The following is a 26,010-nucleotide window of genomic DNA, read 5'->3' on the forward strand; positions in this document are numbered from 1 at the left end:
CATAACATGTTTTTGACGTATAACTTTCATCAATTTTAACTACTTGTTTACCTATAAGTTCTGCTTTATAGGTGAGAAATTCGATGAAACGTGATAAATAACCATTATTTTGTGTAGAGCGGTTCAACGTTTTGTTTTTTGAATTCCCCATGTTTTTAACGCTAAGTTTGCCTACAATAATTGTATTGGCTTTTGTGTTTTCTAACATTTTTTTGGTGGTTTTGTGTTGCCAATCTTTTATCTGATTGTTCTTCTTACTTACCATAGTACGAATGGTTTTGTTTAATCGATGCCATTTTTTACTGTATTTTTTGCAATGGTCACGTCTTGATTGAACTGCGCCAATTTTAGAATCCCAATATAAATCATATCGTGGATTGTTTATTTCAAAAAATTTCCCTTTATCGTTTATCGCAGTAATCGTTTTGGTAATCCCTAAATCAATGGCTTGAAAATGATTATTTTGAACAAAAGGCACATTGATTTCAGGTTCATACGTAATAGTAACAAAAAAGTCTCCATTACCCTTTTTATCTTCATTGAATATTTCGATTTGTTTGATTTTCAAATTTGATATATCTTGTTCAATATCAATTATCAAATCATCATTATTTATTTTATGTGAGAATTTAATTATATTTCCAATTACTTTGAAACCACTCTGATTATATGTTATTGTAAAAAAGTATTTACAACTTCTAAATTTAGGTGGTCTTGCTTTTTTATCTCCATTTTTGTGAATTCCAAAAAACGATTTGTAATTGGTATCTAATTTACGCAAAACCATCTGACATGTTTTAGAATAAAGAATCTCTATAATAGGATATTCTTTTTTTATTTGTGGTAAATCATTCTGTTGTTTTGTATATGAAATGGATTTTTTATCATTTTTCCATGTGTCTTTTCTTTCAGATAATGCAATATTATAAAGATATGTACATGCATTGGATAACTCCCAAAGCATATTCTTTTGTATTTCAGTTGGATGAATTTTGTATTTTTTTGTTAATTGCATTATTTGCCCTGATTATCAACATATTTTTTCAACATATCCAGCGTAACTTGTCCAGTTGTAGCCAAGAAATATGACCTTGACCAAAAAGCCTCTTTCCATAATTTCTCTTTTACTTCTGGAAAATTCCTTCTAATTTGTCTTGATGAAATTGTTTTGATCGCATTGATATATTTAGGTATATCCAATGTTTGTTTTGCTTTGAATATCATATGAAAATGGTCTTTATCACATTCAATGTTAAGGGTATCCACTTCAAAGTTTGTACTTATATTGTATATAGTTTTTTCAAACAATCAACTACGAGAGGATTCACCAAAGCATCTCTTCTATATTTTACACATTGCACAAAATGATATTGCAGTGAATATACAGAAAGACTACCTGTATCCAGTTTGTTGTTCATAGTTACATATATAAGCTTATAACTACAAATAACTTATACAATTATATTATTATAGCACGGCTTTCATCCCCTACCTAACGGAAGGGGACTTCTCGCCTGTTGAGTTAAATACTCCTCGAACATAAAGTAAATCCGGTGAAAAGGATGCTGAGAGAACAGATAGAGAATTTCATCCGGGAAGATCTGGGTTATCATGATATCTCATGCCAGATGGTACCGGATACTATTGCAGAAGCCGTGGTTTTTGCAAAGCAGGATTGTGTGGTTGCCGGTGTGGAGGTTGCAGAGGCCATTTTTGATTATTTTGATATCGAATATACAAGAAAGGTTGCAGACGGGGAAAAAGTCCAGAATAACGATGTGGTCTTTGAACTTAAGGCAGGAACGGTATCCTTATTACGTGCTGAAAGGTTGAGTTTGAATTTCCTGGGACACCTGAGCGGTATTGCGACCCTTACAAGAGATTGCGTGGAAACTGTAAATGAGTGTTCTGAAGCAGTTGTGGCTGCAACCCGTAAAACAACTCCGGGAATCCGGGAGTTCGAAAAACTGGCCGTAATCGCAGGTGGAGGTGACCCCCACAGGTTCAATCTCTCCGATTCCATTATGATAAAAGATAACCACAGGAATATAATGGGCCTGGAAAATGCAATTCTTAAAGCAAAGGAAATGGCAAGTTTTACCCAAAAAATAGAAGCTGAAGTTGAATCCGCAACCGATGCCATCCTGGCTGCAAGGATGGGAGTGGACATCGTTATGCTGGACAATATGTCCCCTTCAGAAATAATATCAACCGTGGAAAAGTTAAGTCACGAAGGATTAAGGAATAAGGTAATAGTAGAGGTATCGGGAGATATAAACACCGAAAACCTTGCCGAATACGCAAAAACCGGAATTGACGTAATCTCTATGGGCTCCCTGATCCATAAAGCACAATGGGCCGATCTGAGTATGGAGATGAAAGGGTATTTTATGCCATGAATTTGGAGAGTCTTTCTGATTATTGGAGGACGTGTGCAATTCTAATTTTTCCTCTGATATTACTGTTCATTAAATGAAGTGAATTACCAATCAGACAAAAGTATAGCATGAATCCATTGATATCACAAATACAAAAAGTTATATATTTCATTCTCACCATAAGGGAAATTGAAATAAGGTGTGGGTTATGAAATACAAATCAAATTATATCACGCATGCAATATGTAGAATTAATTTTCCAAATATTCTAGATTTTAATCAATTTAATCCCCCAAAATCATTTCAAAAAGATGTGTCTTCAGACTTCCCTTTGACAGATGTTCAAGATAGTGACACTTCAGATGATGCCAAAGAATGGGTATTTTCAGATAAAAAAAATACAAAAATTGTTGCAATAAGCAATACGTATCTCCAAATAGAATATACGAAATATACCACTTTTGAACGATTTTATGAAGGTATTAAAAAAATAATAAACACGTTCACAGATTTATACCACGTCAAACATATTATCACTACTGAATTGAGATACATAAATGAAATTATCTTAAGGGAAGGAAACACTTTTGATTGGAAAAACATAATCGACGATAAATTACTATTTAATTCTAGTAATTTTGTTGATGAAAGCCACTCTATTTTGAGAAGCATGCAGACATTTGAATTTATGAAAAACGATAATAGAATAATATTTACTTTTGGAACACCAAATAGTGAGTACCCAGAACCAATTAGCAGAAAAGAATTTCTATTAGACTATAATGTCTCTTATGATGATCTCCTTGAAATAAGCGATGTCTTTGACAAAATAAAGGAATTCAACGAAATCATATCTGATATGTTTGAAAATAGCATAGGGGATGAATTAAGAGCAAAAATGGGAGTAATCGAAAATGATTAAGCAAGAAATATACAATAATAGACCTTATATACACAGGGAAAGAATACTAGAAAAAGTTAAACCCATCAACAATGAAATAAAATCAAAACAGGTTTTTGAAATAAACAATTCCAATTCATTTGATATAAAAAACCAAAGAGTAAAAATCGATAAAAGGTATAAAAAAAGAGATGTAATGTTAATAGTTGAAAAACATGACTTTAAACATTAATTCACATTATTTTTTTAATGATGGGAAACGTATTTGCCAAGGAGATATACTTAGAGATTATCAACTGGAATGGGAATTTTATAAGGCAGACCACAGCGAAACTCAAAAATTAATTCTTCCTTATTTAGTCGTTTTAAGCCAAGAATGTGATTTAGAAAATGATTTTGATTCTAGGCCTCCAAAAAAAGAATCAAAACATCCACATGACAAGTTTCTTCAATCAATTTTAGTATGTCCTGCCTATCCTGCGGAAAAATTAAGGAAAGGTACTCACTTAGAATCTTTAGAATTAACAATGCAACATTTGAATAGTAAAAAATGGAACGATGTCAAAAATAATGATGCCCCAAGATACCATTTTTTATCTAATGACGATAATTTACAAATACCAAATTTAGTCTTAGATTTTAAACATTATTACACAATTCCAAGGGAAATATTATATCAAAAAAAAGATGAGCATTATTTAGCAACTATTAATCTAATTTTCAGAGAAAACTTATCTCAAAGATTTGCATTCTATCTTAGTAGAATAGGATTACCTGTTTTTGAAAATGAATAATGCATATAAATTTGAAACTAAATCAGCCCCGCCACTATTTCCACTCGAATACAAAAGTGTCCGGTGTGGCAAAAATAATCCCTCTATTTTTATTCCACAAATTCCCTGATAGCGATTTCTAAACCACTCCTCTTTTCAAAATACCCAGTACCCGGCATTTGCACTGCTACGTAATGCCTCTGGCTTTTGATTCTGCCGTACCCTTAGATACACGATAAAGGAAGGTGTGCCACTTCTGGCATACACAAAAAGGTGCTTGATCTACACTTTCTTCTACCTTTTTTAGTGCATGCAGTATCGTAAGAATAAATACTCATGACAGAGCTCTAGTATCCGTGTACTTTTTTAGCCCAACCTTAGCAAGGTGAAAGGGATTTTAACTCGGGCTACAGTTTTATGTCATAAACTTTATATTGGTTTCCAGTAGTGTATTTAGGCAGTATTCAGATAACAAATCATGAAAAAATCGTGGCGAGGGGAACATGGAATTCAAAAAAATGATCGTATGCCTGCTCTTGATAGCAGCCTTGTCCTCAGTGGTATTTGCAGGCTCTGCTTATGCAAAAAGTGTTCTTTATGAAGGAGAGATACAAGCCGGTGACGGGTACCAGATAAACAATCATGTAATAGATGTAGCCGATGTGTTCCCTTCAAACGAATATGCATCGTTTTATGTGTATGAAAAGGACACTGAATTGATGGACAAAGGGCTGGATATTAACGACACTTTTACCTTTGAAATCGATAATGAAGAAGTTGAAGTAAAACTTCTCGATACAAAGAAAGCTACTTTAAATCTTGCCAAAATACTCATTACAATTACCGATGAGGACATAATCAATACAAAGGGAGTTGTCGATGGTGGTCATGAAAAGGCGGAATTTTCCGGCACCCCCCTAGTAGAAATTACCAAGAGTGTAAGTTCAAATACCATACAAGCAGGTGATTCAGTAACCGTTACTGTCAGCGCAGAAAACAAAGGGGATGACGAGGCAACTGATCTCAGATTTTCCAACAACCTCCCCGAGAAATTCATCCTGGAGGAAACTTTCGTAAGCCAATCCGGCAAGATGTCCCTGAACATTGGGGAATCTCAGCAAATTTTTGTCTACCGCATCAAATCGACAGAACCCGGCACATTTACACTCAAACCTACTACTGCAACCTTTTCTAACAATGCAGGAGTTGATTTCCCGCAGGCAAGTTCCAATACTCCTACAATCACAGTGGAAGGCGAACCCGCAGCCATGGCAGATGTGGAAGTCTCGGCAGAGCTTCAGGAACCTGTTATACCGCGGGGCGAGAGTACTGAAGTAACTTTACTCATAAAAAATAACGGTGAAGGGGGTGCTGAAGCAGTTTCCGTGGACATCCAGCTTCCCGATGGACTTGAGTATGAAAGCGGGGACAGTGAGATCGAGATTATCAGTGGTACCCCCACAATATACCTGCCAACCCTGGGAGTGCAACAGGAAAAGGAATTCACTTTCAACGTCAAAGCAGAGGAAATGGGAAGTTATCCGGTAACAGCCTCCTATTCCTACATCAGTGCAGAGAACCCTGAAGCAGAAGAAATAAACAGTGAAACAACAACAAATGCACTGGAAGTCACAAAAGGCAAATACGATGTGGTCTTCGAGCAGCCGCTATATGTATATATCGTGCCTGTAGTCATTATCCTTGGGGCAGCAGCATGGATATATTACCGCCGCCAACAATACCGCTTTTAAATATCACCTGGAGGAATTAATTGCTCAATATACTTATGGTCGGAAACGGACAGTGTGGCAACCGTATTCTGGACTCTATAAACAGGCAGGCATTCGGCTCCAAAAGTCGATTTGCCAAATTCTACGCAAAACAACAGTATAAAAGTAATGTACAAACCCTTGCCATAAATACTGCCGTAAACGACCTCAAGGAAATGAAATATACCAAGGCAAAGGATCGAATCCATATACCTCACCTGCATGGAGTTGGTGCAAACCGAAATGTGGGAAGGAAAGTTTTTGATGAAAATAAATCCCAGATTATGCGCAACCTCGATGAGAGAGGCAGTTTCGATATTGCTTTTGTAATAACTTCTGCCTCCGGAGGTACAGGATCATCTTTTACTCCTTCCCTGATCCGGGAATTAAAAGAACAAAATGATTATCCTGTATATGCAGTAGTTGTCCTCCCCTTCAGGGAAGAAGGGACGCTTTACCTGCAAAACGCTGCATTTGCCCTCAGGGATATAAGGGGAAGTGGAGTTGACGGGATAATCCTTGCAGATAACCAGTACCTCAAACAGATGGGCGGGGATGTGGAATCTGCCTATGATTCCATAAATGAGATGATCGCAAAAAGGCTGCTTTTCCTGCTGGATTCCCTGGACAGTGAGATGATGATGGTCACAGACCTCGGTGATTTCAAGACTGTTATGAGTGGGGGAGCCGGGATTGCAACAATTGGTTACTACGAAGCAGACGGGGAAGTGCCTATCAGAACAGCCATACAAAAGGCCATATCCCCAAGCGGATTACTGTTTAATACCAATGTTTACGAGGAAGCAAGCAGGTCCATGATAATCATCAAGGGTGACAAGAGTTCCCTGAGCATCGATGAAATCTCTACGGAAGTTGAGAAACTTTCTGATTCAGTAGGCCATGTTTTCAAAGGAATAATTGTCCGCAAAGGTGAATATCCCCGGGTACTGTCTGTCCTTACCCTTGAATCCGCTTCCGAGCTGGAAGAACTCTATCATCTTGCAGTCGGTGCTATCAATACCGAAAAAGAGAAAAAGGAACGAGTCCAGGAAGATAAGGAAGTCGATAAAGCATTCTCCCAGATAGAAGGGCTGGAACCGCAGTACTGACATGATGTGCAATGTTTCCAGGAAAGGACATTGTCACAAGCAGACAATGTAATCGAAATCCGCGGATTGGAAAAAGTCTATGGAGATGGTGTCGAGGTGAAGGCGCTTGATGGACTGGACCTTGATGTAAAAAAGGAGAAATCCTTTCCATAGTTACCCTTCCGGATCCGACAAAAGTACCTTCGTACCTTGCTCCACATGATAGATATTCTGGACACGCCCACAAAAGGCACTATCCTGATTGATGGCCAGGATATCACCAGCATGGATGACCGGCAGCGATCCAGTGCACGAAACGAATTGCTTGGCTTTATATTCCAGTACCATCATCTTTTACCTGACTTCACCGCACTGGAAAACGTCATGATGCCTCTTTTGATAGCCGGCAAGAAAAAGGATGAAGCTACCAGAGAAACTGAAAAACTGCTCAATGAAGTTGGACTTAAAGACCGTCTGCATCATTTTCCAGACCAGCTTTCAGGGGGACAAAACCAGCGTGTCGCCGTGGCAAGGGCACTTGCCAACCAGCCAAAGATCATTATCGGGGACGAACCTACAGGGAATCTGGATAGCCATTCCAGTGACAAGGTCTACGAACTTTTAAAGAAACTGAACCGAGAATTTGACCAGACATTCATCCTGGTGACCCATGATGAAAACATGGCCCGCAAAACTGACAGAATCGTCAGGATCGTAGATGGCAAAATTACTGAATAAGGGAATAACATGGAATACAGAGAAGGAAAAGTAGGAAGAGTATTTGTCCTCAGGGTAGATGACGGTGAAGACATACTGGAAAGTATAACCGCCCTTGCAGAAGAAAAAACTATAGAAAAGGCATTTCTTTTCATGCTGGGAGCATGCAGAAATTCAAATCTGGTCACCGGCCCACTCAAAGATATGATTCCTCCGGAGCCCATATGGAATTCATTTGTGGACCCGCATGAAATAATCGGTATTGGTAACATAATGCTTGAGAACAAAAAACCCGTAGTTCACCTCCATACCGGTCTGGGCAGAGACGGTAAAGCCAGTATTGGATGCATGCGAGAACACAATGAAGCCTTCATGGTAACGGAAATCCTTCTTCTTGAAATCGACGGGATGGATGTTTTGCGCAAATTTGACAGTACAAGAGGATTTGCCCCTATCAATTTCGGGGAAAAAGAGAATTAAGTGCATATCTGTTTTAGCCTATTGAGCGCCTGGGATTTACACTCTATTTCGGCCGATATGTCATTTTCCAGATTTCTCATGAATGTATCAAAGGTTAATTTTAATTTGTAGTAACGCCGGGGCCTGCCCCGATCCTTTGATAACTTCTGATCCCAGGACTCCACTATACCTTTTTCACATAGAGGTTTCATGGCAACACTTACTTCAGGCTGTCTCAGGCCGGTGAGATTTTCAATCTGGCTTGATGTAAGCGAATCGCCATCAATAAGGCAGGTCATAGCTAGAGCTTCTATCCGGGAGAGGGAGAGGTTTTGAAGTAGGCCTGCAATTTCCCTCTTGCTGGAATCAAGCTGTATGAAAGCAGCATCATTCATAAAGGAAGAAAAATGGCTCCATTAATATATATTTTATGAATGTATTATAGGAAAGGATGTACAAAGCATTAGCAACAAGGATTTCAGGGACAAGAATATTATATATACAGTAATTCCCTATTCAGTAAACAAAGTCCAAGGCGGAATTATCATGAGTTACAGGGCAGAAGAAGCAGGATACCGGATAGAAAAGATTCATGCAAGAGAGATATTGGACTCCAGGGGAAATCCCACAGTGGAGGTTGATGTGTTCACGCCAAAGGGTTTTGGCAGGGCCAGTGTCCCTTCAGGAGCTTCCACAGGAACAAATGAAGCCATTGAAATGCGGGATAAGGAGGATGAACGCTACAATGGTAAAGGTGTCCTCGATGCCGTGGACAATGTCAATACAACAATAGCCGGGGAATTGACGGGTTATGATGTACGCAGCCAGAGAGAGATCGATGGGTTAATGATTGCCCTTGACGGAACCGACAACAAGATAACTTTCGGTGCAAATGCCATCCTGGGTGTTTCAATGGCTGTTGCCAATGCAGCTGCGGATTCGCTCAATATGCCCCTGTACAGGTATCTTGGAGGATCGAATTCCTTTGCACTACCCGTTCCCACAATGAACGTCCTCAACGGCGGCAAACATGCAGGCAATGGTCTTGCAATCCAGGAATTCATGATCCAGCCCAAAGGGACTGATACTTATTCAAATGCCCTGCAGATGGGAAGCGAGACCTATCATACCCTGGGAAAGGTCCTGGAAGACAAATATGGTGCTTCTGCAACCAATGTGGGATATGAGGGAGGATATGCTCCACCCATTGACCAGACCGTGGATGCCCTGGATGCTCTGGTAAGTGGCATCGAAGAAGCAGGATATACCGAGTCAGAGGTTACCATCGGGATGGACGCTGCTGCCTCCGAATTTTTCGATGGGGATAACTACAATATCGACGGGACCACCATGACCGGAGCAGAACTTACCGACTTCTATGTCGACCTGATTGACACATATCCTATAGTAATGATTGAGGATCCTTTCCATGAGGAAGCCTTTGAGGATTTTGCAAACCTCACCAATGAAGCCTGGGAAACCATTATTGTGGGAGATGACCTGTTTGTCACAAATGTATCAAGACTTGCCAAAGGTATCGAGATGGAAGCTGCAAATGCTCTTCTGCTCAAGGTAAACCAGATCGGTACTCTTTCTGAGGCTTTTGATGCTGCAAGCATGGCATTCCGCAGCGGCTATAATGTAGTGGTAAGCCACAGGTCTGCAGAAACCGAGGATACAATGATTGCAGATATTTCAGTGGCAATCGGAGCGGATCTCATCAAGACCGGAGCTCCGGCCAGAGGGGAAAGAACTGCCAAGTACAACCAGCTTTTGCGTATTGAAGAAAACCTGGGAGATGCTGCACGTTATGTGCAGCTCTGAAACTTTATGTTCGAATTCAGGATTGCACGCAGGCATATCGCTTCAAAACAGCGCAATACATTCTTTTCCATTCTTGCTGTAGTGTTCATTGTAGTCCTCATGTCCCTTATGACCGGATTTACCGTGAACTGATAGAAAAGACAGTGGAAAACTCTCCTCATATAGTGGGTGTATCCTGCAGAGGACAAGGATGCAGGCATCCATCTCTATGATCATTATAAGTCTGTAATCGTAAGTACACCTACCGTTATTGCTTTCTGCATTCCTTGAAAAACAGGCCGTGATTACATACCGGGACAATTCCGCAGGAATCAACATATTCGGAGTGGATCCTCCGGATGAAAATAAAGTGATGCATCTTAAACCCGATATCGTTGAGGGAAATTATGAAGATCTTTCCGGAAGTGGTAAAGGTATCCTTATAGGGGATGACCCGATGAGTGGGTACAGATAACCTCCCCTCAAGCAGGCGAGCTTTCCCTGAAAGTTATCGGGATTTTTGACAGCGGTACCGGCCGGGATAAAAGTGATGCCTATGCAAGAATGGAAACCCTGCAGGATTTTTATGATGAGAAGGGAACAATTACTGCAATATCCATGCATGTCACAGATCCGTATAATGCAAAGACAACCACTTTAGAAATTGAAAAAGAAACAGGTCTGAAGGCTGATAGCTGGATTGAGATCAACAGTCAACTCCTGGATCTACTCAATACCCAGAAGGTAATTGTGTGGCTTTACTATATCCTGATCTATATAACTGCCGGATTTGATATTGCCAATACACTGATCAATATTCTCATGGACAAGAAAAGTGAGATCGGAATGCTCATGGCAATGGATACTTCCAGGAAAAGCATCACTAAAATATTCCTGATAGAATCCACAATCCTGGGAGCTTTCGGCCTGCTGCTGGGTCTTGTATTGGAATATTTTACAGCTTTAGCAATTGGATCCCACGAAATAGAATTGCCTGCTGAAACGTATCTGGTACTTACATGTATGCCCATGAAAATTGCGGCAATGAATTTCTTTTATGCCACCATTTTTGCTTTTACAATAAATATGATCGCCGGGGTCTATCCGGCAACAAAAGCATCAAAACTGAATCCCGTGGAAGCCATAGAAAGTATATGATTCAGAAATCAAAAAGGGAACTCTGGTTGCCGTTTTCAGGAAGTTTCTCCTTTTCAGGTTCCCTTATTTCGGCATTCATCTGACAGCCGTTGTCGGCATGTTTGGTTTTTGAAAAATCAAAAAGCCCTTTTTGTCTGGAGTCATGATCCAGGGTTGCTATATTCACACCGAATACCGAAAGGATACGTTCCACCGGTGGAAGGAGCTGTTTCTGGATATAGTAATCAACATCCAGGGCTATGTTGTGCTGCCTGACATACTCAGGGTCTTCCGCACGATTTACAAAAAGGTCCTTGCCCGCAACTATCACAAAGGGAATTCTTTCCCCGATAGAAGGACGCATGCCGGTACGCTGTTCTATCTTCTCCACAACGGTGAGATGAGGTTGTTTGTTCTTGTAACTTGAAGGGCTCTTGGAAAAGGTCTTTGTCAGTACCAGATCATCAATTATATCAGAATCCCGGGTGACGTCCAGATTGCGCACCCTGTCCACGGTGGTTTTCACATGTTCCACTGCCTTTTCGACATTACCTTCTTTCAGGACATATTCCAGTACCTGATTTAACATATTGGATGTTAACTCACACCAGTCACGTCTGACGGTTTCCAGACCTTTGACCTTGATCTTATCTTTCCAGCCATCTCCCTCAGGTTCAAACAACCATTGTGCATAGCGTTTCTTTGCTACAAGCAAAACACGTCTGGCAGTGGCTTCGAACTCCAGTTCCATGGGATCCGGCAGGGATGCGGTCACCAGGGAAGCAACTTTGCTGCCCACACGGGCAGATTCTTCCAAAGTCAGGTCATCAGAAGACAGTTCCTTGCTATCTCTGTTCATACAGTGCACAAAAACACTGTCCGTATCGCCGTAAACAATGGAAAGGTTAACTTCTCTGTCATCAGGCTTCAACTCACCTGCTTCATCCCTGAAATAGACCTCGTCATCCCTGAGAATCACACTGCCTATCTGGCTGCAGACAATCTCCTCGGTGCGGGCGATATTTTCCCTGCCAATACTTGTTACTGAACCGGCCATTCCCAGACTGTACAGACGGGCCCGGGCATAACCGGAATAACCATAAAAACTGTTGAGCAGGATTTTCAGGGCAAGCTGGGTGGCATCAAGGACACGGTGTTGATTTTCATCCCGGGTCTTTTTCATTATTTGCTTGGTCTCACTGCGCCTTCTCAAAAGTTCCTCGAGTACCGAGGGTACTATGCCTTTGTATAGATGGGGTTTGACAAATTTATCCCCGGTAGGAGAGACTATAAGGTCATCTGCTTGTAAATTGGTGTTTTCCACAACGGTAGTATAGCAGAGATTGTGGGCCATTATAATGGTGGGATAAAGTGACTTATAATCCAGCACAAGAACATTTTCATGTAACCCCTTATGAGGCTCAAGGACTGCACCTCCTTTAAGATTCTCATTCAGCTTCCTTCTTTGCTGGGATGTATGTTCATCGGGTTTGGATGACATGACCCTGTTCTGCTTGCCATATTCACTCAGGAGCAACTGTTCGACCATATTGGTCTGGCCACCGCTTATAACGTCCTGAAGCAGAGTGCCGCTTACCTGGGATACCGCTATATGTTTATCGAGTAATTTTAGTTGCAGGAGCAGCTCCAGGGCAAGCTCGGAGTCACGTCTGGCGTAATTAATGAATTCATAGAGTTTGGTGCCATCATCTTCCCAATATTCTTCCATGTCCTGAGGGGAAACATCCAGTTTTTCCTTGTCGAGCAATTCATGAGAGACATTCCTGAGTGTATAGCGTTTCAGGCTGAATTCCTGCCTGATCAGGGGCAAAACATCGACAACGGCCCTGCCGGTGATATCAACCATTGTGCGAGTGCCTATTTTCCTGTAACCCAGGCTCCTGCCGTCCCTGCCCACATCGGATTTGATCCTGTGGCCGTTTTTGCTAAGAATGGATACACGGTCGGTAATATAGGGAATATCAAAATCATTGCTGTTGTAGCCGGTCACTACGTCGGGATCATATTCCCTGAAGATCTCAAAAAACCGGGACAACATGGAAGCTTCATCCTGACAGGCTTCCACATCAGTGTCCACGCCATCAGCTGGTTTGGCTATCAGGACTATGGTTTCTTTGCCCTGATAGGCCGGTGCAAAGGAGATACTGATCATTATCACGGGAGAGGTTTCAGGAGTGGGCATATTGCCATCCACTGGTAAACACTCGATGTCAAAGGCCAGATGTCTCAGAGGGGCAGGTTCCTTTCTTTCAAATTCTTCCACGTCCTCACTGCTGCAGGTTATATTGCAGAGAGGAAGGTCCTGCAGGGCAGTCTGAGGAGTCAACCGCATCCAGCCCATCCCATGCAGGCCCCTGTCAATCAGAAAGCGATTCCTGAATAGGATGTCTGCCTCGTAGATCTCTTTTACAGCAGGCATGGCGGCTATATCATCCCTGATCTCCGGCACGTTACCCGGATCATGGGTGATTATCTTTAACATGCGGGTGGGTGTGGTCTGGTAGCCTACCGGTTCAAATCTCTCAACCTCATCAATGGCTTTTACCTGCTCGAACTTTTGCTTTATATCAGATGCAACCTGTTCCAGATCTGCATTACAATTTACATAAAAATAAGGTTCAAAGCCGGGTACCTGACAGCATATACTTTTACCTTCTGAAGAACGCCCAAACAGGCGGATTACAGGAGAGTTGTCCTGTCTGAAGTAGTCGGCATCTATGAGCTGGAACTCTAATTGATCAGGTAGGTTTGTGGTCATGGTTTTCACTGTGAAAGATGATTGATTATGGGTTGCTGTATGAGATTTCTTATTTATAACTTAAACCCCGTGACATATCTACAAAAGCCAAAGTGTTTGGAATTCATACCAAACAACCCTCACGCAAAATATTTTAGTATGTTGATGCAAAGCCACAATTTAATCCTGCGATGGAAGACCGCAATCATAGTTGAATATGATTTACTTTTCAGTTGTCTTTGTAACGCTCTTTTTTCTCCTGAATGCAAGTTTTTCAACTTCCTTTACATCCAGTCCCGTATCGATGTGCCACCTCGGACTGTAGATTCCATTACCGGGGCTTTGCTATCTTCGTTCATGATTTTTTCCCCTTTCATTGTTTGAGTTTATGCACTGTGCTGCTATGATTATCGTACTGCGGTGCCCAACTTCCTAGTTAATGTTAGCAGATTTATCAAAAAAACTAATCAAGTAATAAGCTAAGACAGATGCTTAATTATACTCTCAAACCCACTAACATATTTCGTTTTGCTCTATAAATAGAATCTCATATTTTCAAATGGTGTTGATATCTTAGTCTTGATGGATGATAGAATGTGAGCCAAATGATATGTAAGTGGTTATACGATGTGAGAATGAGTCAGAGATCCAAACAACAGATAATTTCTGTGCCTCTAAGTTCTATTTAGCAAAAAAGGGAACTAAAAATGAGAAAGAAAAGTGCCCGGAGCGTGACTCGAACACGCGGCCTCCAGATGTCTCAGGAGACATGGGAGCACCCAATCGTTTACCCTATGAGTCTGGCGCCCCAACCAACTAGGCTATCCGGGCCTGGTAGCACATACAGAAGGTAAAAGTGATATTAAAAAGTATCGATTAAAATAGCATTACCGATTGTAACTTATTCAAATTTCGAAAGGAGATATGTATCAACCCATTGTGGTAGTTCATTTTCATCTTTGATCCAGATCTTTCCATCTATATCTTTTTCCACAATCAAAACAGAAGTATCATTTGAGTTATCAAATACATATGCTCTTCTGCATAATTTTAATGCATCAAACAAAAAGTTATTTGATCGCTTATATCTATCTTTTATCTTATGATCAGGGACGTTATGTTGTCCTTTTTGAACACGTTCATTCACTCGTCCCTGGTTGATTGCAATGTCTGATGTACTTACAAAATAAAGATACAATTTCCAACCTTTTTGTCTGGCCCGTTCCATGAATTCAATTTTAGATTCATGTGAAAATACTGTTTCAAATGAAAACAAGTTGATATCCAGATCTATTAGTTTATCTCTAATAAAATCTGCTATCAAAGACCCCATATAGGAATTGTTGATATTATTAATAAGACAATTATTCTCAAATTTGATATCTTTAATGTCAATTTTACTTATTGGGAACAGGGTTGAATTTAAAAGATGCTCTTGGAATTCAGATATATCCGTTTGTATTCCAAGATTTTCAAAATTAATAATGTTTTGAGTATTAAGTTTGTCAGGATCAATATGTAATTGTGGATTTATTAATTTCGGGTCATCTTCAATAAATTGTTGGACCAGGGTGGATTTACCTGATCCATTTGGTCCCGCAAATATTCGAATCCGCTTCATAGTTTATACATACGTTTTTTGGGGACAACGAATGCGTTTTCTAGTGTTTTGATCACTTCGATTCTACCATCCGGATGTTTCCTGACAATAGCATTACCCTGTTGGATTGTAATAGCCCTGCCATTTTTAAGAGCATCATTTGCTGCACGGGTTGTTGCCTTTCGTGCCATTTGTTCAATGTGTTCAGATTGTCTGTCATCTGACAGGCTATTACTACATGCTGATGTGCCGATTTGTTCACTGACTTTAGATTGAACATTTGGTGGTTCGGTTATTTTTGACATGTAAATTCCTCATTGCTCTGGTATATTCTAATATATCGTTGAGCGCTTAAGTAAGTTTGTTTTATTGAGTTTTCTGAAAAATCATGTTGTTGATTGAATAAGTTTGTGCCATTTACGCCCTATCCCTAACATGAATCCCAAAATAAAAAAAGAAGATGGGGAAAAACTCCCCATCAGTAACCTGTGGCCTCTGCAAAGGTAAGCAGCAGGTTGGGATCAGAAGTAGTGCCCCTGACCTGGATTACCATGCTGTCATTGTTCCAGACATAGGCATAACGTGGCACGTCCTCGCCGCCCTCGGTCACATGCCAGATGATGCGTGTGGCAAAGTGGTCATTGATGGAGTGCTCGGTGAACCTCTCTCCCTGTGCCATTGGATTAAATTCGTTTTTGTAGTCGTTGACCAGGGTTTGGGCAGCCTCCGTGTCAGTGCATTCAATGGCGCTGATTTGCACTTCCACACTATCCCCGTTTTTGTAGATACCCTGCGTGGCTTCAACTACCGTATCTTCACTGCCCACACCGTCCAGCACACTTCCAAAGTCCAGCTGGCGCTCACCTATCATCTCAAACCCTGCCGGCACTTCGTCAAGTGACACTGCATCTGAAACAGAACCAACTTCAGGATTATCGATTTCTTCACCTGTACCACTGGTGTCAGTACATCCCGACACTGCAACCATGATCATTGAAATTGCCAGAAGCAATGCTACTATTCTCATTTTCATAAAAGATCCCTTTTCCAAAGCGGATGGATTGTAATTTAGATTCAGATATTTAAAAGTAATCCGCAGCGAGCAGATCAAAAAAGAATAAAACACAAACCAAAAAAAAAGATAAGTAGAAGGGATTAGTCCCTTCTATCATTCAAGTCTGCTTAGTTTCTCCTTACGAGGTAGGCAACTGCCAGAAGTCCAGCGATTGCGAAGACTGCTTCAAATCCAGGGATTCCTCCAGGTTCTTCAGTTTCGTTGGTTGCTGGTTCTTCAGGTTCAGTTACATTGTCCTCAGGCTCGGTTGGCTCGGTTGGCTCGGTTGGCTCGGTTGGCTCAGTTGGCTCGGTTGGCTCAGTTGGCTCAGTTACGTTGTCCTTTGGCTCGGTTACGTTGTCCTTTGGCTCGGTTGGCTCGGTTGGCTCAGCTGGTTCTTCGCCTTCGATGGTGACTTCCTTGTACAGATAGTACCTCAGTGTGTCACTGCCAGATTCAACATCAGCCGTCCTGAAGGCAAGACCTTCAGCAATTTCCTCTGTATCATCTTCATCAAGGGTCATGGAATTATCATTCCACATCATAATTCCATAAACATCATTACCGAGATTACCTGCTGTCTGAACTTCGAGCTCGCCAAATGTGTCGTCATCTTCGATTTCAACAACATTCATATAGTCAATCATCCAGACACCCTCAATTACAGCGAGGCTGTCGACCTGACCCTGGAAGACATCAGTGACGCGTACTCTGAGAACTTCAACATCGTCCTCACCGGCAACGTCTTCTTCATAACTCCAGGTTGCAGAGCCAGTTTCTCCTGTAAGATCAACTACCTGATCCTCTACAAACTCTCCATCCTTGCTAAGCTCCATCCAGACCTTGTCACCCTCAACATCGATCTGCTGTGCGGTCAACTCATAACCGTGACCAAGATCATATGATGTACCGGTTCTGAGAGTTACCTCGTCATCATTGTCCAGGATAAGTTTGGCGAGAAGGTCAGGTGTGTCGTTCTTGAGTGGAACATATGCTTCGGCAAAGAGACCAATAACTGGATACGTTTGGCGGATTTTGTCCCCATCTGTATCTTCCTCATTGTAATCGATCTCAAAGCCGGTTTCTGTGATGTTGGCATAGTAAACCAACTCTTTTTCATCAATTTTTGAACTGTTTTGGTCGAATGTACCTGATTTATCTATGATCAAAGATTCACTTGTAAGATTGTCATCAAGGTCATAGTAGAATCCAGCAAAGTTTGCATAAGTCCAGTTTCCTGGCTCATCTTCAAAGACCTGTCCTCTGATTTCATATGTACCTGGTTCGGTGTATTCTTTCATGAGGTAGAATCTCATGACATCGCCAGAAACATCAGCCGTCTTGAAGGAAAGACCTTCAGCGATTTCCTCGGTGTCATCTTCATCAAGGGTCATGGAATTATCATTCCACATCATGATACCTTGATCATCGAAACCTTCGATATTACCTGTTGTCTGAACTTCGAGTTCGCCAAATGTGTCGTCATCTTCGATTTCAACAACATTCATATAGTCAATCATCCAGACACCCTCAACTACAGCGAGGCTGTCGACCTGGCCCTGGAAGACATCAGTGACGCGTACTCTGAGAACTTCAACATCATCCTCACCGGCAACGTCTTCTTCATAACTCCAGATTGCATAGTTCTTATCTGTAAGATCAACTACCTGATCCTCCACAAACTCTCCATCCTTGCTAAGCTCCATCCAGACCTTGTCACCTTCAACATCGATCTGCTGTGCGGTCAACTCATAACCGTGACCAAGATCATATGATGTACCCGTTCTGAGAGTTACCTCGTCATCATTGTCCTGGATAAGTTTGGCGAGAAGGTCAGGTGTGGTGTTCTTGAGTGGAACATATTCCTCGGCAAAGAGACCAATAACTGGATACTGGGTGCGGATTTCGTCCCCATCTGTATCTATTTCAGTTTCATTGTATGCGTACTCATAGTCGGTCATGTTGATAACGGAATAATAAACAAGTCCACCTTCTGGTATCTTGTCACCGCTCAAAGGATCAGCATCATTAGTACCTTCCTTTCCGTTATTGTATATCCTGAGATATTCGGATTCGAGTCCGTCATCAAGATCGTAGTAGAAACCTGCAAAATTCGTTGCATTCATTTCAATGTAATTTGATGATCCGCTATAGCTGTCTACTATATCTGACACACTAGAACCGTTATAGACTGGTCCCCTGACCTCCACAGTATCTGCAGCGCTTGCTACGCCAGCAAATACTGTCAAGACCATAAGGGCAGCCATTAAAGTTGCTGTTAGTCTTTTCATAATTCTCCTCCGTTAGTTAATTTATAGATATATGGTCAAGGTAAAGAGTGATTGATAAACAATAAAACGTACACATGTACGTTAAATCAACCTTTCATCGGTGAACATTACGCTCATTGACGAAAGGAAGCTCATCACCCTCTTGATCCCGTCATATTGGTTTGCAACCCTCTAATAAGAAAATTGCTTATTAAATCTTTTGTGGTCTCCAGGGTCAAAAAACGCTCTTTTTACTGGTAAATATCGATGTATTTCACGGCATATGCCGAATAAATTTCGTCCGAATTAATAAAGGGACCATTGAAAATACAGCTGATACTTGGCATATTGTCGACTTCCATATTTTTCGCATACACTCCCGGCCATGAGTTGCCCGGGGGCAAAGAGCCGGATACATTCGACATAGTATCAATGGTCTTAATCCTTTATCAGTTTGACCCCCAGATAGGGTAATGACGTACATTACCTATTTATATTAATCCATATCAATACTTTTTATACGAATATACGAAAACACTGATAAATCGTAAACCCGATTCCAGTAAAGTGAATGAGTGCTCATAAATAATTGCTATACATGAATTCATCAGGGGTACTACCCGACTTACACGAAAAAGGCGATGCTAAATGTTTACAGGCGCAGAGAATATTTCCACTGAAGACGAAGGAAACAGGGTTAAGACCGGCATTCCCGGCTTTGACGAATTGTGCGGGGGAGGCCTTGTACGTGACAGGAGTTATCTGGTATCCGGCACCTCAGGAGCCGGCAAATCCATATTCTCAACCCAGTACATCTACAACGGGATCACCCAGTACGGGGAAAACGGGATAATCGTGGCCACAGAGGAGCGGCCCGAACAGATCCGTGAGAACATGATGCACTTTGGCTGGGACCTGCAGGCCTTAGAAGAAGAGAACAAACTCGCAATAGTCGATGCCTGTTCGACAAAGATAGGAATCCCCTCCCAGGAAAAATATGTGGACGTGCGTCCCTTCGACATTCGCTCAATGATGGACCAGATCATCGCCACACAGGAAGAGATCGATGCCAAAAGGGCCCTGATAGATTCAACGACATCCATCAGTTTCTATCTGCATGAAGCCGCCCGGATACGTGTGGAATTACTCAAACTCAGCACCACCCTTGAAATAATCGGTCTGACATCCCTGATGACCTGTGAAGTAATCGACGAGAAACAGCCCTCCAGATTCGGTGTGGAAAACTTCGTCACCGATGGTACATTCTCCCTCTACTACGACATGCATGACAATGTCCGCACCCGCAGTGTCGAGGTCTACAAGATGCGCGGCTCAGACCACAGTAAAAAGGTCCACCCCTATGAAATCACAAAAGAAGGCTTCGTGATCCATCCCCACGAAGAAGTCTATACCCCCTTCTAAGCCCGGCCCCTAAGATCGGGCTACATTTCCCCGTTTTCATATTGGATACACCTGTATACTACAGGGTTGCGTCCAGACTGTAGTCATGGCGCTTAAGGATCTCCACCTGCTTACCCGTAATTCTTCCTGAACAGCAACCCCTTCAAAACTTCCACAAATCCCAGTGTAACTGCCGCAAAGCCAAGAGGCAACAACCAGTCCTGCAAAGCAAGCGGCACAAGGTCAAATACATCAGCCAGGAAAGGCACATACATAACCAGCAGTGTCAGGAGCAACGTGCTCAAAACGCCTGCAATGATCAATTTATTCCTGAAACCGGTTTTCAGCACAGACATCTCAAGGGAGCGGAAAGCAAACGGCACAAACATGATCATACTCACCACCGTAGCAAACGTGATTGTGCGTGCCCGCTCCAGATCTGCGGTCGGGTCTGCAAGCAAAAAGGAAGCAAAACAGGCAAGTCCCATCACCCCGGCCACAGAACCCACAAGTACAAGTTTCCTGCCGGCCAGGATTCCTTCACCCACAGGCCGGGGTCTGCGGTGCATCACTTCCTCCCGTGCAGGATCAAGGCCCAGCGCAATTGAAGGCATAATCTCGCCGAACATATTGATAAACAGGATCTGCAGGGCAAGCAGGGGAACCAGTTCATAGCCCAGCAGGGAAATCCCCAGCATAATCAGTATAATCTCATTGAAATTGCGTGAAACAAGGTAACTTGTAAATTTCTCTATATTATCATAAATGGTCCTGCCCCTCTTGACAGCCTCCACAATAGTAGCAAAATTATCATCCTGCAGCACCATATCACTGGATTGGCGGGCCACATCCGTGCCCTTAAGCCCCATCGACACACCGATATCAGCTCTTTTAAGCGCAGGAGCATCATTCACCCCGTCCCCGGTCATGGCAACAACATGTCCCTCTGCCTGCAGGGCTTTAACGATCCTCAATTTCTGCTCTGGCATAACCCTGGCATACACATGGATGTGATCCGCAATCTTTGCAAAGGCTTCATCACTCAAACCGGCCAGTTCATCTCCCGTAATCGCCCCGTCAGCCAGTATACCATCGGGATCTGAAATATTATCAGGCTGCTCTACAGGAATTCCCAGTTTGTCAGAGATAGCCAGTGCGGTTTTTACATTGTCCCCGGTAATCATCACCACTTTGATACCCGCCTGATGACACAAACCGATAGCCTCGGTAACACCTTCCCTTACCGGATCGGTCATTGCCATCAGTCCCAGGAAGGTCATCCCCTCTTCCAGATCAGTTTCATCCCACTTATCCCCCACATCCTTGCGGGCAATTGCAATCACCCTGTAGGCTCCGGAGGCAAGCCTGCCGTTTTCTTCCAGAATGGTCTTCCTGATGGTCTGGTCAAGCTGCACCCGCTCATTATCTTTAAGAATGTGATCACAACGCTCCAGCACAACCTCCACAGCCCCTTTGGTAAAGGAGATCGATCCCTGATTTTCCCGGTGAACTGTAGTCATCATTTTTCTATCAGAAGTGAAAAGGATCTCATGCAACCTTTCATGCTCCCCGGCAAACCCCTCCTTGCGGATACCCGCCTTTGAGGCAGCCGCCAGCAGGGCAAGTTCTGTGGGATCTCCCACCACATCCTCTGAATTGCCGTTTTGATTCAGGGATGCATTGTTGCAAAGGGTTGCCCCTTTCAACAGCAATTCCAGTGTGGAATCTTTGGGATTGAAACTATTCCCCTCAAGCACAAATTCCCCTTCAGCTCCATAACCCGAACCCGTAACCTCAAACAAACCTTCCATGGTCCAAATCTTTTCAACCGTCATCTCATTACGGGTCAGGGTCCCGGTCTTATCCGTACATATCACCGAGGTCGAGCCCAGGGTTTCTACCGCAAGCATTTTGCGTATGATGGCATTTTTGGCAGCCATGCGGCGCATCCCGTAGGCCAGCGTAATAGTCAGGGTCAGAGGAAGGCCTTCGGGCACCGCGGCCACTGCCAGTGCCAGGGCAATGATCAACATCTCCTCGACAGGAGCCCCCGCAAAAATACCCAGCCCCAGAGCCATCCCTGATGCCAGCAAGGCCACAACTGCCAGTTTTTTGGAAAATGCCGAGATCTCCCTTTGCAGGGGAGTAACTTCCTTTTCAGGTTGAATCAGGGAAGCGATTGACCCCAGTTCCGTATCCATACCCGTGGCCATCACCACAGCCCTGCATTTACCTCTGACAACCTGAGTTCCGGCATAAAGAGGCTCATTCAAGTTTTTCTCCACAGGCAAACTTTCCCCGGTCAATGCCGATTCATCCACCTTAAGTTCCTGCAATTCAAAGACACAGGCATCTGCAGGTATACTGTCACCGGCTTCCAGTACCAGAATATCGCCTGTAACAACTTCCCTTGTGGCAATCTGGCGCAGGGTACCTTCACGTAAAACAGTGGTCTTTGGCCGCACAATCCCCTTGAGGGATTCCATGGCCTTTTCAGCCCTGTATTCCTGCACAAAACCCAGTAAGATTACAAAAATAATAAGCCCTAAAATCACCCAGAAATTTACCACTTCATCTATATACAGGGAAATCAGGGCCGCTGCAGCCAGCACCCATACAATAACATTACCCATCTGGCCAATGAAGATCTTAAACGGAGTGGTTTTTTCCGTCTCTTCCAGCTCATTATACCCTTGCCTTTGGAGTTTGGCAGAAACTTCAGCTCTTCCAAGCCCTTCAGAATCTGCGATATTCTCGGGCAATTGCATACAACCCTGCTCTGATAATTTCATAACCTGCCAGCTCCCCGCTTAACTTTGAAAAATACCATATTAAATCTTTATTGCAGTCATAAATGCAGGCAAAGGTCAGCCTGAAGCAGAATTCTTGTTCTCCTTGTCCTTTTGTATAGCAAATTTAAGCAATATTGGTGCAACAAAGATAGAAACAGCAGCCAACAATACAACTGCCGAAAATATTTCCTCTCCTATTATGCCTATCTCCCTGCCAATAGAAATCGTCACAAGAGTAACCTCTGCCCTGGGCATAACTCCTGCGCCGAATATAAGACTTTCATAAAAATTAAAGCCAACCGTTTTAGCACCTACAAAACCACCTACAAGTTTACCCAATAAACCAAAAACCACAATCAATACAGTAAAAATACCTGCAGCTCCCAGAGACGTTGGATCAACAGACATTCCTATATATACGAAAAAAACCGGTGTAAGCATACCATAAGCCAATCCTGAAACCTTACTCTGTACATCCTCGATCTTGGCAACAGGTATATTTGAAAGCATTACACCCCCCACAAAAGCACCGATAACCGCATGTAATCCCATCACTTCTGCAAAATAGGCAGAAAACAGTGCAACCAATATTACAGTAGCAAATACGGACTCTCTTGCATGCATTTTTCTTACATATCCAAAAAGACGGGATAAGACATAACGGGATAGGAAATACATTACACCAACGAATACAATAAGTTTGCCTATTAGTGTAAGAAATTGCATGGGTGAAAGAATTGAATTATGCTGTGCCATGGTACTAACAATAGATACCAGGAAAATGCTGATAATATCATCAAAAATCGCTGAACTTAACATCATTGAGCCGGGTTTACTGGATAAATAATTCATATCTAATAATGTTTTTACAGTAACTCCTATACTTGTGGGGCTGAAAGCCACTGCCAGAACAAGACTTTCCAGATTGCCCAGCCCAAAAAAATATCCCAGTCCAAAACCGGCTATAAAAGCTATCAATATCTGGAAAACGGTTGCAATGATCGCTTTTTTGGAAGATGCTTTCAAATCATCAATATGAACTTCCTTGTAGCCTGCAATAAATAAGAGAAAAATGACACCCAGCTGTGCAACAGAAGAAATTGTATCAGTAATTTCCAGAACCGTTATCCCAAGCAATATACCTGCCAGAATTTCCCCCAGTATACCTGGCATACCCACTCTTTCAGAAACCTCAGACAACAATCTGGCAGATAGCAAAATAATGAGGATCTGGAATAAAAACTCCATCTATTAACCCCTTAAACTGTAGATTGCCTTAATAACATCCGGCTTGCATATTATGCCCACAAGTTTATCGTTATCAACCACGCAGAAACGGTCCACTTTATGTTTTATCATTATTTCTGCTACTTCACATAGATCCATCTCAGGTGGAATGGTGACAGGATGAGGAATCATAATTCCCCGGGCAAATTCACTGAGGGATTTCACTGCCATAAGATGAGTATGATCAAGCCGGGACACACGGTGGGTTAGCAATAACTGCAGGATAATATTCTGGTCAATTATACCCAGAAAATCGCCATTATCCTCCACCACTGGATAGGTATGGAACTCATTTTCATTAAATACTTCAAGTACCCTTTCCACAGAATCATCTGCCTTAATGGTAACCGGACGTGTCTCCATTATATCTTTCACATAAATCCGGCTGCACTTCTCATCAAGGTCTGAATATCCTTCTTCAGTAGATAAACGATTCATATCAAGTTCCCTTCCAGAAAACATATCTATCCCAATGACAATATATTTCTTATTCTACAAAGACATTATTCCAATATCAATTCTCATTCAGGACCCTGACATTCAGGGCTATGCCACTTCTTTCAATATATTCATTGATCCTTTGCATTGAATGGGGAATCATGCCACCATTGGTCAGTATCATACATCTTTTCCCGCACAGTGCCATCAGGATGGTGCGATCGATAACTCCGGTTGCTATATCGACACATATCGAATAATCTTCGGCAAGTAACTTGCTCTTTTTACCCATGGCCCCCACAATATCTATTTCCTCTTTTTCCATGTAACCTTCAAAGTCAGAGGGATCAAACTTATCCATATCGTAGATCAGGATACCGCCGGCCTTTATTCCATGTCTGGTAAGTTCCACGATAGCCTTATTGTTCTCATGGATGTGTAAAACCCTGGCGTTAACCGCTTCATAAGGACAGTGCAGGGCATACTCTCCATGCAGTACCCCCAGATTCAATATGTCGCCTTCCCGGGTTTCAGGAGGCACCTCCACCCACATCAGTTCCGGAGGTTTCAGGGAATCCACTATTTCAGGAACCGTTTTGGGCTGCCTGTTGCCATGAGCAAGCCCGCGCCTTTCAATCTCCTTATATATATCAAAGGTCATCGGCCGTTTCAGGTGGGCCTGTCGCAGCAGTTCATCATCCTGGAATGCTTCATCCGGAGTACCTTCCCCGATAACCTCCCCGTCCACCATGAAGAAAACATAATCCGCCCAGCTGTAGGCCAGATCAACATCATGGGTGGAAATGATCAGACTGGTACCCATATGATTGAGTTCGTGCAGTACATCCAGAAGTTCATCAGCGCCTACCGGATCCAGGCTTGCCAGGGGTTCATCCAGTATGATAGCCTGGGGGTCCATAGCCACAATCCCCGCAATAGCAACCCTCTTTTTCTGGCCGCCACTCAAATGATGCGGAGGTTTATCCTTAAGTCCGCTCAGGCCGAAATATTCCAGGGTTCCGTTTACCTTCTTTTCAATCTCTGCCTTGCTGTAGCCAAGATTGACCGGCCCAAACGCCACATCCTGGTAGACGGTAGGTGCAAATACCTGATCATCGGAATTCTGGAAAACAATACCAATGTTTTTTCTTATTTCCCTCAAGGATGCCTGATCGTAGGCCAGTTCCTTGCCATCATAAAATATCCTGCCCTCAGCAGGCTTGAGAGTACCGTTAAGTAACAAAAATAGGGTGGATTTACCCGAGCCATTTTTTCCTACAAAAGCAATTCTTTTGCCCTTTCTCAATTTGATGTCCACACCCCTGACAGCATGGGTCCCGTCGGGATAGGAATATTTCAGGCCGCGTGTTTCAAGTATTACCATA

At 42.5% G+C, this 26,010-nt stretch carries 26 protein-coding genes and 1 tRNA gene; 14 read left to right on the top strand and 13 right to left on the bottom strand.

What is annotated here, in order from left to right; translation table 11 throughout:
• Together A9957_RS05210 and tnpA are read right to left on the bottom strand one after the other, a co-directional pair.
• Positions 1 to 1,015, bottom strand: a 1,015-nt coding sequence (locus tag A9957_RS05210; RefSeq protein WP_292343423.1) for a transposase, incomplete at its 3' end; no start/stop codon positions are given.
• Positions 1,015 to 1,266, bottom strand: a complete 252-nt coding sequence (gene tnpA / locus A9957_RS05215; protein ID WP_258082638.1) for an IS200/IS605 family transposase — start codon at positions 1,264 to 1,266, stop codon at positions 1,015 to 1,017. The genes A9957_RS05210 and tnpA, both read right to left, overlap by 1 nt.
• A 296-nt stretch (positions 1,267 to 1,562) precedes the next feature.
• On the opposite strand from tnpA, the gene nadC reads away from it, so the two are divergent.
• The 9 genes from nadC to A9957_RS05255 all read left to right on the top strand — a co-directional run bounded on the left by nadC (position 1,563) and on the right by A9957_RS05255 (position 8,106).
• A complete protein-coding gene (gene nadC, locus A9957_RS05220) occupies positions 1,563 to 2,399 on the top strand; it encodes a carboxylating nicotinate-nucleotide diphosphorylase (protein ID WP_292343425.1) in 837 nt (278 codons plus the stop codon).
• Between the two features lie 187 nt (positions 2,400 to 2,586).
• Positions 2,587 to 3,300, top strand: a complete 714-nt coding sequence (locus tag A9957_RS05225; RefSeq protein WP_292343427.1) for a TIGR04255 family protein — start codon at positions 2,587 to 2,589, stop codon at positions 3,298 to 3,300.
• Complete coding sequence (locus A9957_RS05230) at positions 3,293 to 3,511, top strand: hypothetical protein (RefSeq protein WP_292343429.1); 219 nt, start codon at positions 3,293 to 3,295, stop codon at positions 3,509 to 3,511. Before A9957_RS05225 ends, A9957_RS05230 begins: the two co-directional genes overlap by 8 nt.
• Positions 3,495 to 4,073, top strand: coding sequence for a hypothetical protein (locus A9957_RS05235; RefSeq protein WP_292343431.1), 579 nt, complete (start codon positions 3,495 to 3,497; stop codon positions 4,071 to 4,073). Before A9957_RS05230 ends, A9957_RS05235 begins: the two co-directional genes overlap by 17 nt.
• Positions 4,074 to 4,555: 482 nt before the next feature.
• Positions 4,556 to 5,803 (top strand): BatD family protein, encoded by a 1,248-nt coding sequence (locus A9957_RS05240; RefSeq protein ID WP_292343433.1) that lies wholly within the window; start codon positions 4,556 to 4,558, stop codon positions 5,801 to 5,803.
• A gap of 20 nt (positions 5,804 to 5,823) precedes the next feature.
• Positions 5,824 to 6,930 carry a cell division protein FtsZ gene (locus tag A9957_RS05245; RefSeq protein WP_292343434.1) on the top strand — a complete coding sequence of 369 codons (1,107 nt, stop codon included), beginning with the start codon at positions 5,824 to 5,826 and terminating at the stop codon, positions 6,928 to 6,930.
• Between the two features lie 30 nt (positions 6,931 to 6,960).
• Complete coding sequence (locus A9957_RS10585; protein WP_308736821.1) at positions 6,961 to 7,083, top strand: hypothetical protein; 123 nt, start codon at positions 6,961 to 6,963, stop codon at positions 7,081 to 7,083.
• Between the two features lie 45 nt (positions 7,084 to 7,128).
• Positions 7,129 to 7,647, top strand: a complete 519-nt coding sequence (locus A9957_RS05250; protein WP_308736820.1) for an ABC transporter ATP-binding protein — start codon at positions 7,129 to 7,131, stop codon at positions 7,645 to 7,647.
• Between the two features lie 9 nt (positions 7,648 to 7,656).
• Positions 7,657 to 8,106 carry a PPC domain-containing DNA-binding protein gene (locus A9957_RS05255; protein WP_096712921.1) on the top strand — a complete coding sequence of 150 codons (450 nt, stop codon included), beginning with the start codon at positions 7,657 to 7,659 and terminating at the stop codon, positions 8,104 to 8,106.
• On the opposite strand, the gene A9957_RS05260 is transcribed toward A9957_RS05255, so the two are convergent.
• Positions 8,103 to 8,480, bottom strand: coding sequence for a transcriptional regulator (locus A9957_RS05260; RefSeq protein ID WP_292343435.1), 378 nt, complete (start codon positions 8,478 to 8,480; stop codon positions 8,103 to 8,105). The two genes, A9957_RS05255 and A9957_RS05260, sit on opposite strands and share 4 nt — an antisense overlap.
• A 151-nt stretch (positions 8,481 to 8,631) precedes the next feature.
• Between A9957_RS05260 and eno the strand changes: the two genes are divergently transcribed.
• The 4 genes from eno to A9957_RS05280 all read left to right on the top strand — a co-directional run bounded on the left by eno (position 8,632) and on the right by A9957_RS05280 (position 11,046).
• Entirely contained in the window at positions 8,632 to 9,909 is a 1,278-nt protein-coding gene (gene eno / locus A9957_RS05265) for a phosphopyruvate hydratase (protein WP_096712923.1), read from the top strand.
• A gap of 6 nt (positions 9,910 to 9,915) precedes the next feature.
• Complete coding sequence (locus A9957_RS05270; RefSeq protein ID WP_292343436.1) at positions 9,916 to 10,041, top strand: hypothetical protein; 126 nt, start codon at positions 9,916 to 9,918, stop codon at positions 10,039 to 10,041.
• A 118-nt stretch (positions 10,042 to 10,159) separates the two neighbouring features.
• Positions 10,160 to 10,363 carry a hypothetical protein gene (locus A9957_RS05275; protein ID WP_292343437.1) on the top strand — a complete coding sequence of 68 codons (204 nt, stop codon included), beginning with the start codon at positions 10,160 to 10,162 and terminating at the stop codon, positions 10,361 to 10,363.
• An 89-nt stretch (positions 10,364 to 10,452) separates the two neighbouring features.
• Complete coding sequence (locus A9957_RS05280; RefSeq protein WP_243641507.1) at positions 10,453 to 11,046, top strand: ABC transporter permease; 594 nt, start codon at positions 10,453 to 10,455, stop codon at positions 11,044 to 11,046.
• Between the two features lies 1 nt (position 11,047).
• On the opposite strand, the gene A9957_RS05285 is transcribed toward A9957_RS05280, so the two are convergent.
• The 6 genes from A9957_RS05285 to A9957_RS05310 form a co-directional block, all read right to left on the bottom strand.
• Positions 11,048 to 13,804, bottom strand: coding sequence for a DNA-directed DNA polymerase (locus A9957_RS05285; protein ID WP_292343438.1), 2,757 nt, complete (start codon positions 13,802 to 13,804; stop codon positions 11,048 to 11,050).
• Between the two features lie 700 nt (positions 13,805 to 14,504).
• A tRNA-Met gene (locus A9957_RS05290) sits at positions 14,505 to 14,614 on the bottom strand.
• A gap of 70 nt (positions 14,615 to 14,684) precedes the next feature.
• Positions 14,685 to 15,404: a hypothetical protein gene (locus A9957_RS05295; protein ID WP_096712926.1), complete on the bottom strand. Its 720-nt coding sequence runs from the start codon at positions 15,402 to 15,404 to the stop codon at positions 14,685 to 14,687.
• The gene (locus tag A9957_RS05300) at positions 15,401 to 15,688 is read right to left on the bottom strand and encodes a hypothetical protein (protein ID WP_096712927.1); all 288 of its coding nucleotides are present in this window, start codon (positions 15,686 to 15,688) and stop codon (positions 15,401 to 15,403) included. Before A9957_RS05300 ends, A9957_RS05295 begins: the two co-directional genes overlap by 4 nt.
• Positions 15,689 to 15,861: 173 nt before the next feature.
• Complete coding sequence (locus tag A9957_RS05305; protein WP_292343440.1) at positions 15,862 to 16,416, bottom strand: hypothetical protein; 555 nt, start codon at positions 16,414 to 16,416, stop codon at positions 15,862 to 15,864.
• Positions 16,417 to 16,565: 149 nt separating this feature from the next.
• Positions 16,566 to 18,728 (bottom strand): S-layer protein domain-containing protein, encoded by a 2,163-nt coding sequence (locus A9957_RS05310; RefSeq protein WP_292343442.1) that lies wholly within the window; start codon positions 18,726 to 18,728, stop codon positions 16,566 to 16,568.
• A 627-nt stretch (positions 18,729 to 19,355) separates the two neighbouring features.
• On the opposite strand from A9957_RS05310, the gene A9957_RS05315 reads away from it, so the two are divergent.
• Positions 19,356 to 20,129 (top strand): ATPase domain-containing protein, encoded by a 774-nt coding sequence (locus A9957_RS05315; RefSeq protein ID WP_096712843.1) that lies wholly within the window; start codon positions 19,356 to 19,358, stop codon positions 20,127 to 20,129.
• A gap of 110 nt (positions 20,130 to 20,239) precedes the next feature.
• Here A9957_RS05315 and A9957_RS05320 read toward each other — a convergent pair whose 3' ends face one another.
• From A9957_RS05320 to A9957_RS05335, 4 genes are all read right to left on the bottom strand, one after another.
• Positions 20,240 to 22,900 (bottom strand): HAD-IC family P-type ATPase, encoded by a 2,661-nt coding sequence (locus A9957_RS05320; protein WP_292343443.1) that lies wholly within the window; start codon positions 22,898 to 22,900, stop codon positions 20,240 to 20,242.
• A gap of 75 nt (positions 22,901 to 22,975) precedes the next feature.
• Positions 22,976 to 24,148 carry a cation:proton antiporter gene (locus tag A9957_RS05325; protein ID WP_292343444.1) on the bottom strand — a complete coding sequence of 391 codons (1,173 nt, stop codon included), beginning with the start codon at positions 24,146 to 24,148 and terminating at the stop codon, positions 22,976 to 22,978.
• A 3-nt stretch (positions 24,149 to 24,151) separates the two neighbouring features.
• Positions 24,152 to 24,649: an HPP family protein gene (locus A9957_RS05330; RefSeq protein ID WP_292343446.1), complete on the bottom strand. Its 498-nt coding sequence runs from the start codon at positions 24,647 to 24,649 to the stop codon at positions 24,152 to 24,154.
• Positions 24,650 to 24,701: 52 nt separating this feature from the next.
• Complete coding sequence (locus A9957_RS05335; RefSeq protein ID WP_292343448.1) at positions 24,702 to 26,009, bottom strand: energy-coupling factor ABC transporter ATP-binding protein; 1,308 nt, start codon at positions 26,007 to 26,009, stop codon at positions 24,702 to 24,704.
• Position 26,010 lies beyond the last annotated feature (1 nt).

Origin of the sequence: Methanohalophilus sp. DAL1 (assembly GCF_001683555.1) — an archaeon.
Lineage (GTDB): Archaea > Halobacteriota > Methanosarcinia > Methanosarcinales > Methanosarcinaceae > Methanohalophilus > Methanohalophilus euhalobius.

Bases quoted from the DNA above. Each gene is read 5' to 3' on its own strand.
- nadC (WP_292343425.1), top strand. From the start codon at position 1,563: ATGCTGAGAGAACAGATAGAGAATTTCATCCGGGAAGATCTGGGTTAT.
- A9957_RS05225 (WP_292343427.1), top strand. From the start codon at position 2,587: ATGAAATACAAATCAAATTATATCACGCATGCAATATGTAGAATTAAT.
- A9957_RS05230 (WP_292343429.1), top strand. From the start codon at position 3,293: ATGATTAAGCAAGAAATATACAATAATAGACCTTATATACACAGGGAA.
- A9957_RS05235 (WP_292343431.1), top strand. From the start codon at position 3,495: ATGACTTTAAACATTAATTCACATTATTTTTTTAATGATGGGAAACGT.
- A9957_RS05240 (WP_292343433.1), top strand. From the start codon at position 4,556: ATGGAATTCAAAAAAATGATCGTATGCCTGCTCTTGATAGCAGCCTTG.
- A9957_RS05250 (WP_308736820.1), top strand. From the start codon at position 7,129: ATGATAGATATTCTGGACACGCCCACAAAAGGCACTATCCTGATTGAT.
- A9957_RS05255 (WP_096712921.1), top strand. From the start codon at position 7,657: ATGGAATACAGAGAAGGAAAAGTAGGAAGAGTATTTGTCCTCAGGGTA.
- A9957_RS05260 (WP_292343435.1), bottom strand. From the start codon at position 8,480: ATGAATGATGCTGCTTTCATACAGCTTGATTCCAGCAAGAGGGAAATT.
- eno (WP_096712923.1), top strand. From the start codon at position 8,632: ATGAGTTACAGGGCAGAAGAAGCAGGATACCGGATAGAAAAGATTCAT.
- A9957_RS05270 (WP_292343436.1), top strand. From the start codon at position 9,916: ATGTTCGAATTCAGGATTGCACGCAGGCATATCGCTTCAAAACAGCGC.
- A9957_RS05280 (WP_243641507.1), top strand. From the start codon at position 10,453: ATGGAAACCCTGCAGGATTTTTATGATGAGAAGGGAACAATTACTGCA.
- A9957_RS05285 (WP_292343438.1), bottom strand. From the start codon at position 13,804: ATGACCACAAACCTACCTGATCAATTAGAGTTCCAGCTCATAGATGCC.
- A9957_RS05295 (WP_096712926.1), bottom strand. From the start codon at position 15,404: ATGAAGCGGATTCGAATATTTGCGGGACCAAATGGATCAGGTAAATCC.
- A9957_RS05300 (WP_096712927.1), bottom strand. From the start codon at position 15,688: ATGTCAAAAATAACCGAACCACCAAATGTTCAATCTAAAGTCAGTGAA.
- A9957_RS05305 (WP_292343440.1), bottom strand. From the start codon at position 16,416: ATGAAAATGAGAATAGTAGCATTGCTTCTGGCAATTTCAATGATCATG.
- A9957_RS05310 (WP_292343442.1), bottom strand. From the start codon at position 18,728: ATGAAAAGACTAACAGCAACTTTAATGGCTGCCCTTATGGTCTTGACA.
- A9957_RS05315 (WP_096712843.1), top strand. From the start codon at position 19,356: ATGTTTACAGGCGCAGAGAATATTTCCACTGAAGACGAAGGAAACAGG.
- A9957_RS05320 (WP_292343443.1), bottom strand. From the start codon at position 22,900: ATGAAATTATCAGAGCAGGGTTGTATGCAATTGCCCGAGAATATCGCA.
- A9957_RS05325 (WP_292343444.1), bottom strand. From the start codon at position 24,148: ATGGAGTTTTTATTCCAGATCCTCATTATTTTGCTATCTGCCAGATTG.
- A9957_RS05330 (WP_292343446.1), bottom strand. From the start codon at position 24,649: ATGTTTTCTGGAAGGGAACTTGATATGAATCGTTTATCTACTGAAGAA.
- A9957_RS05335 (WP_292343448.1), bottom strand. From the start codon at position 26,009: ATGGTAATACTTGAAACACGCGGCCTGAAATATTCCTATCCCGACGGG.